Origin of the sequence: Myxococcus sp. RHSTA-1-4 (assembly GCF_020037125.1) — a bacterium.
Classification (GTDB): Bacteria; Myxococcota; Myxococcia; order Myxococcales; family Myxococcaceae; genus Myxococcus.
The window spans coordinates 83,753-98,987 of sequence record NZ_JAIQDG010000014.1 but is presented as its reverse complement, the minus strand read 5'-3'; the positions used below and the strand labels follow the sequence as shown (position 1 = coordinate 98,987).

14 protein-coding genes are annotated in these 15,235 nt (G+C 71.3%); 6 read left to right on the top strand and 8 right to left on the bottom strand.

The annotated features are described in order from the left end of the window. Nucleotides 1-9 precede the first annotated feature (9 nt). From K8638_RS19995 to K8638_RS19975, 5 genes are all read right to left on the bottom strand, one after another. Nucleotides 10-837: an SDR family oxidoreductase gene (locus tag K8638_RS19995; RefSeq protein WP_223756154.1), complete on the bottom strand. Its 828-nt coding sequence runs from the start codon at nucleotides 835-837 to the stop codon at nucleotides 10-12. Between the two features lie 79 nt (nucleotides 838-916). Beyond that, the gene (locus K8638_RS19990) at nucleotides 917-1,222 is read right to left on the bottom strand and encodes a YkvA family protein (protein ID WP_223756153.1); all 306 of its coding nucleotides are present in this window, start codon (nucleotides 1,220-1,222) and stop codon (nucleotides 917-919) included. 89 nt (nucleotides 1,223-1,311) lie between these two features. After that, on the bottom strand, nucleotides 1,312-2,367 hold the full coding sequence (locus K8638_RS19985) for an ABC transporter ATP-binding protein (protein WP_223756152.1): 1,056 nt from the start codon (nucleotides 2,365-2,367) through the stop codon (nucleotides 1,312-1,314). A gap of 92 nt (nucleotides 2,368-2,459) precedes the next feature. Continuing rightward, nucleotides 2,460-4,025 (bottom strand): iron ABC transporter permease, encoded by a 1,566-nt coding sequence (locus K8638_RS19980; protein WP_223756151.1) that lies wholly within the window; start codon nucleotides 4,023-4,025, stop codon nucleotides 2,460-2,462. A gap of 7 nt (nucleotides 4,026-4,032) precedes the next feature. Next, on the bottom strand, nucleotides 4,033-5,016 hold the full coding sequence (locus tag K8638_RS19975; protein ID WP_223756150.1) for an iron ABC transporter substrate-binding protein: 984 nt from the start codon (nucleotides 5,014-5,016) through the stop codon (nucleotides 4,033-4,035). A 150-nt stretch (nucleotides 5,017-5,166) separates the two neighbouring features. Here K8638_RS19975 and K8638_RS19970 point away from each other — a divergent pair, with 150 nt between their 5' ends. The 3 genes from K8638_RS19970 to K8638_RS19960 all read left to right on the top strand — a co-directional run bounded on the left by K8638_RS19970 (nucleotide 5,167) and on the right by K8638_RS19960 (nucleotide 7,335). Further along, nucleotides 5,167-5,811, top strand: coding sequence for a nuclear transport factor 2 family protein (locus K8638_RS19970; RefSeq protein WP_223756149.1), 645 nt, complete (start codon nucleotides 5,167-5,169; stop codon nucleotides 5,809-5,811). A 10-nt stretch (nucleotides 5,812-5,821) separates the two neighbouring features. Further along, nucleotides 5,822-6,658, top strand: a complete 837-nt coding sequence (locus K8638_RS19965; protein ID WP_223756148.1) for a PfkB family carbohydrate kinase — start codon at nucleotides 5,822-5,824, stop codon at nucleotides 6,656-6,658. A gap of 257 nt (nucleotides 6,659-6,915) precedes the next feature. Beyond that, a complete protein-coding gene (locus tag K8638_RS19960; protein WP_223756147.1) occupies nucleotides 6,916-7,335 on the top strand; it encodes a hypothetical protein in 420 nt (139 codons plus the stop codon). A 256-nt stretch (nucleotides 7,336-7,591) separates the two neighbouring features. Here K8638_RS19960 and gyrA read toward each other — a convergent pair whose 3' ends face one another. Together gyrA and K8638_RS19950 are read right to left on the bottom strand one after the other, a co-directional pair. Beyond that, nucleotides 7,592-10,366, bottom strand: coding sequence for a DNA gyrase subunit A (gene gyrA, locus K8638_RS19955; protein ID WP_223756146.1), 2,775 nt, complete (start codon nucleotides 10,364-10,366; stop codon nucleotides 7,592-7,594). A 244-nt stretch (nucleotides 10,367-10,610) separates the two neighbouring features. Further along, complete coding sequence (locus K8638_RS19950) at nucleotides 10,611-11,396, bottom strand: tetratricopeptide repeat protein (protein ID WP_223756145.1); 786 nt, start codon at nucleotides 11,394-11,396, stop codon at nucleotides 10,611-10,613. A gap of 353 nt (nucleotides 11,397-11,749) precedes the next feature. On the opposite strand from K8638_RS19950, the gene K8638_RS19945 reads away from it, so the two are divergent. The 3 genes from K8638_RS19945 to K8638_RS19935 all read left to right on the top strand — a co-directional run bounded on the left by K8638_RS19945 (nucleotide 11,750) and on the right by K8638_RS19935 (nucleotide 13,216). Next, complete coding sequence (locus K8638_RS19945) at nucleotides 11,750-11,944, top strand: hypothetical protein (protein WP_370644046.1); 195 nt, start codon at nucleotides 11,750-11,752, stop codon at nucleotides 11,942-11,944. Between the two features lie 80 nt (nucleotides 11,945-12,024). After that, the gene (locus tag K8638_RS19940; protein WP_223756144.1) at nucleotides 12,025-12,393 is read left to right on the top strand and encodes a response regulator; all 369 of its coding nucleotides are present in this window, start codon (nucleotides 12,025-12,027) and stop codon (nucleotides 12,391-12,393) included. Nucleotides 12,394-12,436: 43 nt separating this feature from the next. After that, complete coding sequence (locus K8638_RS19935) at nucleotides 12,437-13,216, top strand: endonuclease/exonuclease/phosphatase family protein (protein WP_370644045.1); 780 nt, start codon at nucleotides 12,437-12,439, stop codon at nucleotides 13,214-13,216. Between the two features lie 54 nt (nucleotides 13,217-13,270). On the opposite strand, the gene K8638_RS19930 is transcribed toward K8638_RS19935, so the two are convergent. Next, a complete protein-coding gene (locus K8638_RS19930) occupies nucleotides 13,271-14,542 on the bottom strand; it encodes a hypothetical protein (RefSeq protein WP_223756142.1) in 1,272 nt (423 codons plus the stop codon). Nucleotides 14,543-15,235 lie beyond the last annotated feature (693 nt).

Here is a 15,235-nt window from a genome sequence, read left to right as displayed (position 1 = left end):
GCGAGCGCGTCAGCTCCGAGACAGGCCGTAGAGGGACATGACCATCTGCTCGAACGTGCGCGACGGCAGCACCCACTTGGCGAGCACGGCCGCGCGCTGCGCCAGCTTGCCCACCGAATAGCGCACGCGCACGGGCCCGCCCTCCATCAACTCCAGCACCGTGCGCGCCACCTCCTCCGGAGGCACACCGGCCCGCTCCTCGGCCTCGATGGTGCGCAGCGCCGTCTCGAACGGCGCCTGGTAGGCGGAGCCCGGACCGGACCGCTGCGCCTTCACCCGGTTCTCCGTGAGGCGCGTGCGCACGTCACCCGGCTGCACCAGCGTGGCCTGGATGCCGAAGGGCGCCACCTCCAGGCGGAGGCTCTCCGTGAGCCCCTCCAGCGCGAACTTGCTGGCGCTGTAGAGCCCCTGGAAGGGCAGCCCCACCACACCGCCCAGCGAGCTGATGTGGACGAGCAGCCCCGAGCTCCGCTCCCGCATGGACGGCAGCACCGCCTTGCACACGCGCAGCACGCCCACCAGGTTGGTGTCGAGCTGCCGGTGCGCCTCCTCGACCGAGATGTCCTCCAGCGCGCCCGCCAGCGCGTAGCCGGCGTTGTTCACCACGACGTCGATGCGCCCCTCGCGCGCCAGCACCACGTCCACCGCGCGCTGCACGGAGTCGTCGCGGGTGACGTCCATCTCCAAGAGCCGCCAGCCCGGCGGCGCTTCGGCTCCAGGCTGACGGCTGGTTCCGTAGACGATGTGCCCGCGCGCGCTCAGCAGCTCCGCGCAGGCCCTGCCGATACCCGACGAGGCACCGGTGATGAGTACGACCCTTCCCTGGACTGCGACCATGTGTTTGCTCCGCAATCCCCCCTGCGGAGCACAAACCATGAGCGCACCCGTCACGACAAGCCGCGGGAATCGTTGCGGCTCAGACGGACTTGCGCACGCTGGAAGGAAGGCGCGAGCGGCCCTCCTCGTCGAGCGGCATGCCGTCCGTGCCCACTCCCGGCCGGTGACGTTGCACCTCGCGCACCATGAAGAACGCCGCGGCGGACAGCACGCCGATGTCATCCAGCCAGCCGAGGATGGGCAGGACGTCCGGGAGCGCGTCCACGGGCGACAGGAAGTAGACCACCGCCATCACCCCGGCGAGCTTCCGCCAGAGCGGCACGCGCGAATCTCGCACGTAGCTGAAGAAGCGGGTCCCCATTCCACGAAGGCCTGCGATGTTCATACCCACCTCTACGTGCGAGGGCCCCGGGTGATTGCGGCCCCGGCCCACACCCAGCGTATGACGGTTGCCCGCTCGAAGGGCAGCCGGGCTCACTCCGGACTGTCTTCCAGCACCACCGCGCGGCCCACCACCTCCAGCCGCGCCCGGGCGCCCGGGCCCAGCGCCAGCTCCGGCGCGCCCCGCACCGTCAGTTCCAGGCCGCCGCACGCCACGGTGTACTCGGCGCTGGGGCCCTGGAACTCGCGCGCCAGCACCTCCGCGCGCAGGGCGCCGCCCACCGCCACCGAGTCCGTGTCCGGCACCAGCCGCAGGGACTCCGGGCGAAGCGACAGCAGCACGTTGCCCTTCGCCTGCCCGGCCACCGGGAGGATGCCGAGCACCGTCCTCGCCCCGTTCCCGAAGCCCACGCCCGGCAGGAGGTTGGTGCCGCCCAGGAAGTACGCCACGAAGGCGGTGCGCGGCGTGGAGTAGACGGCCTCGGGCGTGCCCACCTGCTCCACCTTGCCGGCGCGCATCACCACCAGCCTGTCCGCGAAGGCCATGGCCTCGGTCTGGTCGTGCGTGACGAGCATCACCGTGGCGCCCAGCGACTTGAGCACCCGCCGCACCTCCACCCGCGTGGAGGCGCGCAGCGCGCTGTCCAGGCTGGAGAAGGGCTCGTCCAGCAGCAGCACCCTCGGGCCCGGAGCCAGCGCCCGCGCCAGCGCCACCCGCTGCTGCTGCCCGCCGGAGAGCGCGTGCGGCATGCGCGACTCGAAGCCCTCCAGGCCGAACAGCTTCAGCATGGAGCGGGCCCGCGCCTGCGCCTCGGCCCGGGACAGCGCACCGAGGCCGAAGGCCACGTTGTCCACCACGGACAGGTGCGGGAAGAGGGCGTAGTCCTGGAAGACCATGCCCACGCTGCGCTGCTCGGGCGGCACGAAGGTGCCCGGGCCCACCAGCACGCGGCCTTCCAGCGTCACGGAGCCCGCGTCGGGGCGCTCGAAGCCGGCCACCATCCGCAGCGTCGTCGTCTTGCCGCAGCCGGAGGGGCCCAGCAGTGCCACCACCTCGCCCGGCTCCACCGCCAGCGAGAGTCCGTCCACCGCGGGAGTACCCGTGGAGGTGTAGCGCAGGGAGACGGTGTCGAGCGTGAGCAGGGGCATGGTGGAGCGCGGCGCACCCTACCGCGTTCCGGCGCGGCGGGAAGCCCTCCACGTCGTGGAGCTTCCACTCCCGCGCATCCGCGAGGCGCGGCTCAGCTCGGCGCCGAGCCGCCCTCCTGCGACACCAGCAGCCCCACGCCCAGCCCGGACACGGCCAGGAGGACGAGCGCGGGCAATGCCGCCTCCGCGAAGCGGCCCTCCGCCGTGGCGCTCCACACGCGCGTGGCCAGCGTGTCGAAGCCGATGGGCGCCAGCAGCAGCGTGGCCGGCAATTCCTTCATCGCCGTGAGGAAGACGAGCGCCGCGCCCGCCAGCAGCCCCGGCCGCAGCAGCGGCACGGTGACTCGGCGGAACACCCCGGACGGAGCCTGCCCCAGCGACGCCGCGGCCTCCGGCAGGTGCGGGTTGAGCTGGAGCAGCGTCGAGCGCACCGTCCCCACCGCCTGCGGCAGGAAGCGCACCAGGTAGGCCAGCACCAGCATGGCCAGCGTGCCGTACAGGAACGGCAGCGCCTGCACGCCCAGGAAGACGAGCGACAGCGCCAGGACGATGGGCGGCAGCGCATAGCCCCCGTAGGCCGCGCGCTCCATCGCCACCGTGAGCCGGCCCGGGTAGCGCACCGCGAGGAAGGCCAGCGGCAGGGCCCCCAGCACCGCCGCCGACGCGCCCAGCGCCGACGCCAGCACGGAGTTCAACGCCGGCCCCAGCACCGGCCCCTCCGCGCCCGACAGCCCCTGCACGCCCCAGTAGAGGAGCACCCCCACCGGAAGCCCCACGCCCAGCGCCACCACCGCGCCACACAGCAGCAGCGCCGGCACGCGCCAGCGTCCCAGCCGCACCGGCGCCGCGGCCCGCGCCGCGCCCTTCGCGCTGCGGAAGTACCCCGCCCGCCCGCGCAGCCGCACCTCCAGCACCAGCACTCCCACCGTCACCACCACCAGCGCCAGGCCCAGCAGCGCCGCGTAGGTGCGGTCGAACGCGCCCTCGTACTGCACGTAGATGGCGCGTGAGAAGGCGTCGTACTGGAGCAGCGCCACCGCTCCGAAGTCCGACAGCACGTACAGCCCCACCAGCAGCGCCCCGGAGGCGAACGCCGGGCGCAACAGCGGCACCGTCACCCGCCAGAAGGCCCGCGCCGGCGTGAGGCCCAGGCTCCGCGCGCCCTCCAGCCACGCCGGGTCCTGCGCCTGCAGGCCCGCTCGCAGCGCGAGGAGGAAGTACGGATACGTGGACACCGTCAGCGCCAGCAGCGCGCCCGGGAAGCCATACACCGGAGGCACCGGCAACCCCCACCGCGTCAGGGGCTCCTCCAGCGCGCCGCCCGTGCCGAACGCCGCCAGCAGCACGTAGCCGCTGACGAAGGTCGGCAGCGCCAGTGGCACGCACAACAGCACCGCCCAGACGCGCCGCCCCGGCAAGTCCGAGCGCGTGGTGAGCCACGCCAGCGGCAGCGCCAGCGCCGCCGCGCAGCCCGTCACCGCCGCCGCGAGCCCCAGCGTGCGCCACAGCAGGCCCCACGTCCTGTCTCTCAGCAGCATTCCCCAGGCGTCCGCGTCCGCCTCCGACGCGCGCACGCCCAGGTACACCGCCGGAAGCAGCGCGAGCGCGGCCATGAGCCCACCCGACGCCAGCAACCACCCCGGGGCACGACGTTTCATCCGTGCCTCAGAGGACGCCCGTGTCCTGGAGCAGCTTCACCGTGCCGCGCAAATCATCCAGCTTCGACAGGTCCAGCTGCGGCGAGCCCACCTTCACCAGCTCCGGCAGCGCGGCGCTCGGCTTCACGCCGGACACCAGGGGGAACTCGTACGTCTCCTGGGAGAAGTACGCCTGGGCCTCGGGCTCCAGCAGGTACGCGACCAGCTTGCGCGCCGCGTCCGCCTTCTTCGACTCCTTGAGGATGCCCACGCCCGCCACATTCACGAGCGCGCCCGGGTCCCCCGCCTCGACGAAGTGGTTGGCCACGGGAATCTCGCCCTTGTCCTTCTTCGCGGCGAACAGGTAGTAGTGGTTCACGAAGCCCGCGTCGATTTCACCACGCGCCAGCGCCTCGATGATGGCCGCGTTGTTCTTGTAGACGCGCGGGTTGTTGGCCTTGATGCCCTTGAGCCACTGCGTGGCGGCCTCCTCGCCCTTCAGCAGCCGCAGCGCGGTGACGAAGGCCTGGAACGAGGCATTGGTCGGCGCCCAGCCGAGGCGGCCCTTCCACTTCGGGTCCGTGAAGCCGAGGATGCTCTTCGGCAGCTCCTCCGCCTTCACCTTCTTCGTGTTGTAGGCCACCACGCGCGCACGGCCGCTGGTGCCCACCCACAGCCCCTGCGGCGAGCGGAAGCGCACGTCCACCTTGTCCAGCAGCTCCTTGGGCAGCGCCTGCAGCCGGCCCGCGTTGGCCAGGGCCCCGAGACCTCCCGCGTCCTGCGCGAAGAACACGTCGGCGGGCGTCTTCGCGCCCTCCTCCAGCAGCGTGGCCGCGAGCTGCGGCGTCTCGCCGTAGCGCACCTTCACCTGGATGCCGGTCTTCTCCGTGAACTTCTTGAAGAGGGGACCCACCAGCTTCTCGTTGCGGCCCGAGTAGACGGTGAGCGTCTCCGCCGCCAGCGCGGTGGAGGACAGGGTCAGGGACAGGAACAGAGAGAGCAGACGCGTCATGGCGGCGGAACCTAACGGACCGGCCGCCCGGCTTCCACCGGTTGCGCCAGGGACTGTCACGGGATGTCGTTTCGCAACGTGCCAGCGCGGGCCGGCGCCGGGCGGGATAGCCTCCGCGGCCGCAGTCCCCCATCCTCGCGGAGACACGCCATGCTTCGCCCGCTCCTCGCCGCCTGTGCCGCCGTCCTGCTCGCCGCTCCCGCCGCCGTGGCACAACCACCCCAGAAGCCCCAGCAACCACCGCGGGCACAGGCCGCGAAGACGAACGCGCCGCCCAGCTCGATGAAGACCGCGGGCGAGCGCACCCAGGCCGCGCTCCAGGCGCACCCCGCGGCCCGGCCCGAGGACGTGGGCTCCATCCCCGCCCTCACCGCCGCGCTCTACGACGTCATCAGCGGCCCCGCGGGCCGGGCGCGTGACTGGCAGCGCTTCCGCTCCCTGTTCTACCCGGGCGCGCAGATGGTCCCCGTCCGGCGCGCGAAGCCCGGCGCGGCGGGCCCCGGAATCGCTCCCATCACCCCCAACGACTACGCCACCTGGGGCGAGGACTTCTTCAAGACGCACGCGTTCTACGAGAAGGAGACGCACCGGCAGGTCGCCGGCTACGGAGACCTGGTCAACGTGCTGAGCGCCTACGAGATTCGTGAGTCCTCCGACGGGCCGGTGACGGCCCGGGGCGTCAACAGCCTGCAGCTCGTCTTCGACGGCCAGCGCTGGTGGGTGCTGAACATCGCATGGACCGACGAGAAGACCGCCGGCACGCCGGTGCCGAAGGACTTCGCGCGGAAGGAGTAGAAGGAGCGCCATGAGCCCCGCGCCCTCGCGTGACGTGCTCGTCGTGGGCAACTACTGCCATGACCTGCTGAAGCTCGGCCCCGGGCGGGAGACGCATGCGCTCGGGGGCTCGTCGGCGTACATCTCCGCGGTGCTCGACGCCGTGGGCGTGGACTACGGGGTGGCCGCCGTCGCGGGCGAGGACTTCCGCTACGCGGACCACGTCCGGCATCCACCGCGCATCGTCCCGGGGACTCGCACCACGCAATTCACCGCGGAGCTGGGCACGGGCGAGCGCGTGCTGCGGGTCAGCGCCCGCGCGGAGCCCATCCGCCCCGACGACATCACCGTGGATGCGCGAGTGGCGCTGGCCTGCGGGGTGATGGGCGAGCTGCTCCCGGAGACGCTCGTCCGCATCTCCGAGCGGGCCCGGCACGTGGTGGCGGATGCGCAGGGACTGCTCCGGGCGCTGGATGACGACGGCCGGGTGCTCAACCTGCCGCTCGAGGAGACACCGTATGCCGCGCTCCTGGAGCGCATCCACGTGCTGAAGGCCAGCGAGGACGAGGCCCGCGTCATGGACGTCGAGCACGTGCGGAGGCGGACGTGCCTCGTCGTCACTCGGGGGGCAAAGGGGTGCACGGTGCTCACCCCGGACGAGCGCTTCGACGTGCCGGCCCTTCCCGTGGAAGAGGTGGACCCCACGGGCGCGGGGGACTGCTTCCTCGCGGGCTTCGCGCTGGGGCTGCTGCGCGGGCTGCCGCTGGCCCGGTGCGCGGAGCTGGCCAACGGGTTCGGGGCCCAGGCGGTGACGCAGGTGGGAGTGCCGAAGCTGGACGTGTCCGGACTTCCCGTGACGCCGCGCTGAGGCCCCTTCCATAAGGCTGGGAACGCGTGCGCTGGCGCGCGGCTGGCGATTCACGGCGGGGGCCCTTCGCTCGTCATCCCTGGAGACCGGAGGAAGACATGGCACTCCCCCACATGAACGCGCTCCGGACCCTGGGTCCCAGCGCGATGTATCCCGTCCCGGCGTCACATCGAGCGCCGTCATCGCTCGGAGCGAGGAGCTCCGGCAGGGCGAAACCCGGGCCCGGTGACCCGGGCAAGGTGCTGCAAAGGACGGTAGTGACGGCAGTCGCCCAGAACGGCGACGGCTCGCAGACCATGACGAACACCCACGCGATGCCCACCAGCCGGGCGACCTTCCTCGCTGACTTCGCGAGCGGCCGCCTGCAAATCGGAGTCGGACACGCGTTCTTCACGGCGCTGGACACCCAGGCCAACAACGCACGACAAAACGCCACCGACCCGCTCCACGTGTCGTACGAGTGGCCCGTGGATTACGTCACGCCTCCAAGCCTTCCGCCGGGCGTCATCAACGTCGCGCCCGGCAACCCCCGGAACTACCTCCACGCGCACGCGGTGATGACGGAGAACGGGACCCAGTTCACGAACCTGCACGTCAAGCCAACCCCCACCGCCGGAATCAGCTACGCACTGCAGGTGGGCGACGCCAACGGACTGCACCTCACGGTCCAGCTCTAATCCACCCGCGCCGCTCCCGGACGGGACGGCGGCGCAGGGTGCCCGCAGCGGGCCCCCCTTCATGTCCGAGTTCCTGGCGCGCCCGTCTCGAGCGCTTCGGCCCGCGGCGCGTCCCGGCTGACGTCGCGTGACGCCAGACGGCGTGCGGCCGTGCTGGCTGTTCGTGCCGCCCCCGGCGCGATGCCCTCCCTCAAAGAAAAACGCCTCCCCCGCGATTCGGAGGAGGCGTTTTTCACACAGGCCCTGTCACGCCGAATCAGCCCTCTTCAGGGGACTCGGGGCCGGTGGCGCCGTTGCTCTCGGGCGCGGGCTCCTCCGCGGACGCCTCGCCCCCGGAAGACTCGCCCGCGCTCTCGGCCGGAGCCGCCGCCTCGACCGGGGACACCGTCTCCTCGTCCTCGGACGCCTCGCCCTCGGGCAGCTTGGAGATGGCCATGACCTTCTCCTCGCCGTTCTCCAGGGCAATCAGCCGCACGCCCTGCGTGTTGCGGCCGATGACGGAGATTTCCTTCACCCGCATGCGGATGAGCATGCCGCCGTTGGTGACGAGCATCACCTCATCCGAGTCCTTCACCTGAAGGATGCCCACCACGCGGCCATTCCGCTCGGTGGTCTTGATGTCGATGATGCCCTTGCCGCCGCGGCCCTGCTGCCGGTACTCGGCCTCCTCGGTGCGCTTGCCGTAGCCGTTCTCCGTCACCGTGAGGAGGGTGGTGCCCGGCTCCACCACGTCCGCGCCCACCACCTCGTCGCCGTCCTCCAGCGTGATTCCCTTCACGCCGTAGGCCTGGCGGCCCATGGAGCGCACCTCCGCCTCCGGGAAGCGGATGCTCATGCCCGTGGCCGTCGACAGCAGGATGTCCTTGCTGCCGTCGGTAATCATCACCGACACCAGCTCGTCCCCGTCGTCGATGCCCAGCGCGATGATGCCGCTGGAGCGCACGTTGGCGAACGCGCTCAGGTCCGTGCGCTTCACCACGCCCTTCTTCGTCACGAAGAAGACGTACCGGTTCTCCGGGAAGTCCCGCGTCACCAGCACCTGCGCCAGCCGCTCGCCCTCGCCGAACTGCACCAGGTTCACCATGGCCTTGCCGCGCGACGTGCGGCTGCCCTGCGGAATCTGGTGCACCTTGAGCGAGTACAGCTTGCCCTTGGTGGTAATCGGCATCAGGTACGCGTGGGTGCTGGCCACGAAGAGCTTGCTGACGAAATCGTCCTCCTTCGTCGCCGCCCCCGTCTTGCCACGCCCACCGCGCTTCTGCGCCCGGTACTCGCTCAGCGGCGAGCGCTTCACGTAGCCCGTGTGCGACAGCGTGACCACCATCGTCTCCTCGGCGATGAGGTCCTCGCTGGTAATCTCGTCCACCGCGCCGGTGATTTCCGTGCGGCGCTTGTCGCCGTAGCGCTCGCGAATCTCCACCAGCTCCGTCTTGATGACGTTGAGCAGGCTGCGCTCGTTGGCGAGGATGTCCTGCAGCCGCGCGATGTCGCGGATGAGGTCGATGAGCTCGCGGAACAGCTCCTCGCGCTGCAGGCCGGTGAGGCGCTGCAGGCGCATCTCGAGGATGTTCTGCGCCTGCTCCTGGCTGAAGCCCGCGCCCTCGTACTTGTGCGCCAGGCCCGCGTAGGACGGCTCCTCGTTGCGCGCGCGCGAGACGAGCATCTCCATCTGCGCCTTCGCCGCCGCGTAGTCGATGCGCTGCAGGTTGCCGAAGCGCTCGTGCTCGTACAGCGCGGGGGACAGGATGTGCATCAGGCCCCAGCGCGCCTCGTCCGGGTCCTTGGACGCACGGATGAGGCTGACCACCAGGTCGATGAGGTCCTGCGCCACCAACAGGCCCTCGACGATGTGCATGCGCGCCAGCGCCTTGCGCAGCTCGTAGCGGCTGCGGCGCGTCACCACGTCGCGTCGGTGCGCGATGAAGCGGTCCAGCAGCTCCTTCAGGTTCAGCGTGCGCGGCTGGCCGCCGTCGATGGCCAGCATGACGGCGCCGAACGTCGTCTCCAGCGGCGTCATCGCGTACAGGTTGTTGAGCACCACCTGTGCAATCGCGTCACGCTTCAGCTCGATGACGATGCGCATGCCCTGGCGGTCGCTCTCGTCACGGATGTCGCTGATGCCCTCCAGCTTCTTCTCGCGCACCAGGTCGGCGATCTTCTCGATGAGCCGCGCCTTGTTCACCTGGTACGGAATCTCCGTGAAGATGATGGCCTCACGGTCTCCACGCTTGGAGGTCTCGATTTCCGAGCGCGCGCGGATGGTGATTTGTCCGCGGCCCGTCTCGTAGGCCCGGACGATGCCCTCGCGGCCGGTGATGATGGCGGCGGTGGGGAAGTCCGGCCCCTGGATGAACTCCATCAAATCCCGGACGGTGCAGTCCGGGTTGTCGATGAGGTGCAGCGTGCCGTTGACCACCTCGGTCATGTTGTGCGGCGGGATGTTGGTGGTCATGCCCACCGCGATGCCGCTGCTGCCGTTGACCAGGAGGTTGGGGAACTTGGCGGGAAGGACGAGCGGCTCTTCGAGCGAGTCGTCGTAGTTGGGACCGAAGTCGACGGTCTCCTTGTCGATGTCCGCCAGCAGGTCCTCCGCCAGCCGGTCCATGCGCACTTCCGTGTAACGCATGGCCGCGGGCGAGTCGCCGTCCACCGAGCCGAAGTTGCCCTGCCCGTCCACCAGCAGGTAGCGCAGGCTCCATTCCTGGGCCAGGCGCACCATGGCGTCGTACACCGACGCGTCACCGTGCGGGTGGTACTTACCGATGACGTCGCCCACCACGCGGGCGCTCTTCTTGTAGGCGCGGTTGTGGGTGTTCCCCAGGTCGTTCATCGCGTAGAGGATGCGGCGATGCACGGGCTTCACGCCGTCACGCACATCGGGCAGCGCGCGCCCGATGATGACGGACATCGAGTAGTCGAGATACGAGCGGCGCATCTCGTCTTCGATGTTCACGGGGATGAGCTCCCCGGCGCTGCCAGGAGGCGGAGGCGCGGGGGGCGTTGCCGGCTTGTCGGTAGTGTCGTCAGCCATGTGCTCTGGAAGTGTCTCGGAGGAGCCCTCGATGGGGGCCGCCGTCCTGTGGGTGAGCGTTCGTAACCCCTGGATTTCCCAGCGTCAACAGGGGAAACGAGGGGGTGACGGACTGGATGCCCGAATGGTCGGGAAGGGGGTCTGTTCGGGGCGTTCCAGCGCCCCATTCTGAACGCTTGAAGACGCCCGTTTCAGCCCGCTTCCGGCACGAAAAATGAGGCCCCCGGAAGAACCTTCCGGAGGCTCAGGCGGAGCGCGCCGAGCCCTGGGGGCGCAAGGGGGCGGCCAGCCGCTCGGCCTCGGTGCCGATGGCCCCTTCCGGGTCCTTCTCCTTCGCCTTCTCGAAGGCCGCCAGCGCGCCCTCGCGGTCTCCCTTGAGCTTGAGGGCGACACCCACGTTGAGGTGCGCGGAGGCCAGGTCGCGGTCCATGGACACGGCCTCGCGGAAGAGGGCCAGCGCCTGGTCCACGTCACCCGACAGGAGCGCCTCCTTGCCGGCCTGCACCCGCTTCTCCGCGTCGTTGACCAGCTCCACCTGGAACACACTGCCGCCCACCACGTTGGCGATGAGCGCCCGGAGGATTCCGCCCCAGTAGAACGTGAGCCCCTCCGCGGCGGCGACGGCGGCCAGCGGCAGGTCCGGCAGCAACTGCTTGCCGCGGAACTTGAAGCGCACCCGGGTGTAGCGGCCCTTGTTGGCCCAGTGCACCACCTCGCCCTGGAGCTTGCGCAGCCCCTCCTCCAGGCGCTTCGGGTCGATTTCGAAGGGCAGGACGCGGCCCGCGGGCTCTCCGGCGGGCAGGGCCTTCCGGGACTCGGGCGCGGCGCCGGGCTCGGGCTCCAGCACGGGCTCGGCCTCCAGGACGGGAGGACGCGGCTGCTTCGAGTCCGGAGCGACGGCCTCCGCCACGACCTTGCGCGGCGCGGGCGGCTTCACCGGGGCGGAGGGCTTCTTCGCCTTCGCGGGGGCGGCACGGCCCGCGGGCTTCTTCGCCTTCGCGGGGGACTTCCGGGAGGAGCTCTTGGCCATGTCTCCACCTTAAACGAGCCACGGCCCCCGCGCTTGCATGTCCCCGTCCGCCCGGACTTCTTCACACGGGCCTGACACGACTTCACACCGGGACGGTGCTCCCGGGGGACGGCCTCGGGGAAGATGGGCGCCTCCTCCCCGAAAGGACTCCCGCCGCATGACGCGCGCACGGCCCGTACTCGCGCTCCGCAGGAAGCGGGTGTCCTCCGAGGACCTCGTCTCCGAGTGGCTCTCCGTGAAGCTGCCCGAGGAGGTGGACATCCTCCGAAAGGCCGCCGCGCTCACCGCGCAGCTCGACCCAGAGGGGCGAGCCGGCCAGGGGGCAGGCCGCGCGCGCGGTCCGCCCGGGGCAGATGTTCGCCTTCGACGGCTTCTTCGCGGGGAAGGACGGTGCGCCGGACCTGATGCGCCTCATCTCCGTGGAGGAGATGGCCGTCGTCACCGAGACGGGCGCCGAGTACCTCATCCCCCCGCAGGAGGACCTGGTGCTCATCCCCTCCGCCGCCCCCTCGGTCACGGGGCCGTCACGACCCGGCACGTCCCGTTGAGGCACGTGTCCTGGGGCGTTGCGTCATCGGAAGGGGGCTCGGCTAGGATGGGTGTGTTTGCCCCTCGGAGACCCCCCACGATGCACAACGTCCTGGTCATCGATGACGACTCCTTCGTGCTCACCGTGGTGCGGGACATCCTCCAGACCGCGGGCTACGGAGTGGTGACGGTGCAGACCCCGGCGGAGGCGTTCAAGATGAGCGTCGCCGACATCTCCGCCATCCTCTGCGACTACAACATGCCGGAGATGACGGGCGCGGACGTGCTGACGGCCATGCGCGAGCTGCAGAACTGCCACGTGCCCTTCATCTTCCTCACCGGGCACGACGAGCTGGACGACATCCTCCCCGTCGCCATCCGCTACGGCGCGGAGCTGCTGCCCAAGCCCATCCAGCCCGTCGAGCTGGTGCGGCTGCTCGTCAAGCAGCTCGGCTCCGCCGCGGCCTGACGGGCGCGCACGGGCGAAAACGGTTGGCCCCGGGCCGGCGTCCGTGTTCGCTGTCCCCGTGCCACTCCGGGTCCTCACGCTCAACGTCGCGCACGGCGCTCCCTGGCGGGTGCCCATGCCCTTCCTGCGGACGCCGTGGGGCCTGCGGCGGACGCTGGATGGGATTGCCGCGCTGCTCGCCCGCGAGGCGGCGGACGTGGTGGCGCTGCAGGAGGTGGACCGCCAGTGCCTGTTCAGCGGCGGGGTGGACCAGGTGGCCCACGTCGCCAAGAAGGCGGGCTACGGACACGTCCTGCATGGCCCGCACCTGCGGGTGCCCGGACTCTTCGCGCAGGGCACGGCGCTGCTGTCACGCCTGCCACTGCATGCGCCGGAGGCCCGCTCCTTCGAGGCGGACCGCGCCGTGGACAAGGGCTACGTCGCCGCGTCCATTCACTGGCAGGGCATGAGCATCGACATGGTGTCCGTGCACCTGGACCCGTTCTCCCCGGAACGGCGGCTGCGGCAGGTGCGGCGGCTGGCGCATGCGCTGGGCCAGCGTCCCGCGCGGGCTCGCGTGGTGATGGGCGACCTCAACTCCCGCGAGGGCACTCCCGACCGCACGGTGGAGCGGCTGTGCGAGTCCGCCGGGCTCCACGCCCATGCGCTCGGGAGCGGCGAGCCCACGTACACCGTGAGCTGGCCTCGCGAGCGGCTGGACTGGATTCTCGCGTCACCGGAGCTGCGCTTCACGCGCTACGCGCGGGTGGACGCGTTCCTGTCGGACCACTTCCCCGTCATGGCCGAGCTGGATTGGGCGGGGCCCGGGCAGTCCCAGGGCTGACGGGAGGGTGGCTCGGCCGAGCGGCGCGACGAGCCGCCGGCACCGTGCCACCGCTCAGTCGGACAGCGACCTCGGCCCGCGCGCCACCAACTGGCGCAGCACCTCTCGGAAGCCGGGAGGCTGAAATGCGTCCTCCTCCAGCTCCCGGGTCCTGCGCGGGCCGGAGAACAGGTGGCAGGACTCCCGCTCCGGAAGCCGGCCCGTGCGGCACGTCCTCGCCAGCACCCTGGCGCGCGTGCGCAGGTAGCGGAGCGCCGTCCAGGCAGTGACTTCCTCCGGCGGCGCGTCCCGCGTCCACGGCGCCGGGTCCACGCCGTCCATCCGCGCCACCCGCTCCAGCCAGTGCAGCCACGCCTCGGCCTCCGCCGCGCGGCCGTCCTCCCGCAGGAGCCGGTACCAGTACACCGGCAGGTACCTGGGACTGCTCCAGCGCGCCTGACTCCCGCTGGTGTAGCCCGTCGCGAGCGGCGTCTCGTCGCGCCAGAAGGGCGCGGCCACGGCCCCCACCAGCACGTCCACGCCCAGGAGCGGCGGCGCGGTCTCCGCGAGCAGTTCCTCCAGTCGCTTCCACAGCCGCTCCGGCGGCCCCGGCAGCGCGCGAGCCCCCCGCGGTGGCAGGGGAACGAGGCGCGCCGACCCACGCGCGGCCTCCAGCCTGGCCCGGTACGAGTCCCGGGTGTCGCCCCGGCCGAAGGGGAGATACGGGGCCAGCGCCAGGGTCCCCGGGGCATGCCGCCAGAACTGCACCGCCCCGGGTGGGCGGGGAATGGGCAGGGGCAACGCCCTGGCCAGGGAGGGCAGCAGCCGCCCCTCGATGAGCCCGGGATGGTGGGAGACGAAGTACACCGTGTCCTCGTCCAGGGCCCACGTGTCCCCGAGCACCGCCACCTCCAGCGCCGTGGCGGGAGGCGACAGCCGCACCGCGAGCGTCCGGTGCTTCTCGCGGTAGATGACGACCAGCGCGCCGCCGTACCAGCCCATGAAGCCCACGTCGCAGCCGAAGTAGGGGTTGTACGTGGGCACCTCGACCTGGCCCTGGCGCCGTCCCTCCCAGGCGAAGTGGAGGTCGATGCTCACCGGCACATGGCCGTCGCCGTCGGGCTCGCCCGTCAGTTGCTCGACCCACGCCACGCGCCCGGTCGCCGGGTCCACCGCGCCGCCCAGCACCACGCGACGGGTCCCCACGGGCAGCAGGCTCCGCGTCCCGAGGTGGAGAGCGTCTCCAGGCTCGCCCTCGACCTCCAGGTACGGCCCATCGCTTCCGAGCGCACGGCCGATGGCCACGAGCAGCGAGGCATGCTCCGGGTCCACGGCTTCGTCCTTCATCTCCACCTCGCCGGCGGCTGATTCAGGACATGGATGAGTCCTGCCGCGGGGCCACACCGGCCACGCGGTAGTGGGAACGGTACCTCGGGCATGTTCGGAGTGCCCGGAGCGCGAGGACACGTGAAGCCCAGGCCCTGTCTCCCGGGCCACGACTTCCCGCTATGACCCTCCGGGCCGCCATGTCCGGAGTGGAGCCTCCGTTCCAAAGGGCCTGCCAGGTCATCACCGCCCGTAGGCCCTGCCCCCCCCGGCACGCCCCCCAGTTCCCGGCCGCCTGTGCCTGGAACGGAGCTTCCGTTCCAGGTGGCCTGCCGGGTCATCACCGCCCGCGGGCCCTGCATCCCCGGCGCGCCCCCCCAGCTCCCGGCCGCCCGTGCCTGGAACGGAGCTTCCGTTCCAGGTGGCCAGCCGGGTCATCACCGCACACGAGCCTCGTCTCCCGCGGTGTCCGCCCCCAAAGCCGCCGGGGCCGGAATGGAGCGTCCGTTCCGCATGGCCTGCCAGGTCGGCGCCGCTCATGGGCTTTGTCTCCTGCCATGTAAGATGTCAGCCGCCCCGGCCGCCCGTGGCCGGAACGGAGCGTCCGTTCCACGTGGCCCGCCAGCCCCTCGCCCCAATGGGGCCCCGCATCTCCGCAATGTCCGTCCCCAAAGCCGCCGGGCCGAAATGGAGGGTCCGTTCCACGTGGCCCCA

Excerpts from the sequence above, each read along its gene's own strand:
- K8638_RS19995 (WP_223756154.1), bottom strand. The coding sequence starts at position 837 with ATGGTCGCAGTCCAGGGAAGGGTCGTACTCATCACCGGTGCCTCGTCG.
- K8638_RS19990 (WP_223756153.1), bottom strand. The coding sequence starts at position 1,222 with ATGAACATCGCAGGCCTTCGTGGAATGGGGACCCGCTTCTTCAGCTAC.
- K8638_RS19985 (WP_223756152.1), bottom strand. The coding sequence starts at position 2,367 with ATGCCCCTGCTCACGCTCGACACCGTCTCCCTGCGCTACACCTCCACG.
- K8638_RS19980 (WP_223756151.1), bottom strand. The coding sequence starts at position 4,025 with ATGAAACGTCGTGCCCCGGGGTGGTTGCTGGCGTCGGGTGGGCTCATG.
- K8638_RS19975 (WP_223756150.1), bottom strand. The coding sequence starts at position 5,016 with ATGACGCGTCTGCTCTCTCTGTTCCTGTCCCTGACCCTGTCCTCCACC.
- K8638_RS19970 (WP_223756149.1), top strand. The coding sequence starts at position 5,167 with ATGCTTCGCCCGCTCCTCGCCGCCTGTGCCGCCGTCCTGCTCGCCGCT.
- K8638_RS19965 (WP_223756148.1), top strand. The coding sequence starts at position 5,822 with ATGAGCCCCGCGCCCTCGCGTGACGTGCTCGTCGTGGGCAACTACTGC.
- gyrA (WP_223756146.1), bottom strand. The coding sequence starts at position 10,366 with ATGGCTGACGACACTACCGACAAGCCGGCAACGCCCCCCGCGCCTCCG.
- K8638_RS19950 (WP_223756145.1), bottom strand. The coding sequence starts at position 11,396 with ATGGCCAAGAGCTCCTCCCGGAAGTCCCCCGCGAAGGCGAAGAAGCCC.
- K8638_RS19945 (WP_370644046.1), top strand. The coding sequence starts at position 11,750 with ATGTTCGCCTTCGACGGCTTCTTCGCGGGGAAGGACGGTGCGCCGGAC.
- K8638_RS19940 (WP_223756144.1), top strand. The coding sequence starts at position 12,025 with ATGCACAACGTCCTGGTCATCGATGACGACTCCTTCGTGCTCACCGTG.
- K8638_RS19930 (WP_223756142.1), bottom strand. The coding sequence starts at position 14,542 with ATGAAGGACGAAGCCGTGGACCCGGAGCATGCCTCGCTGCTCGTGGCC.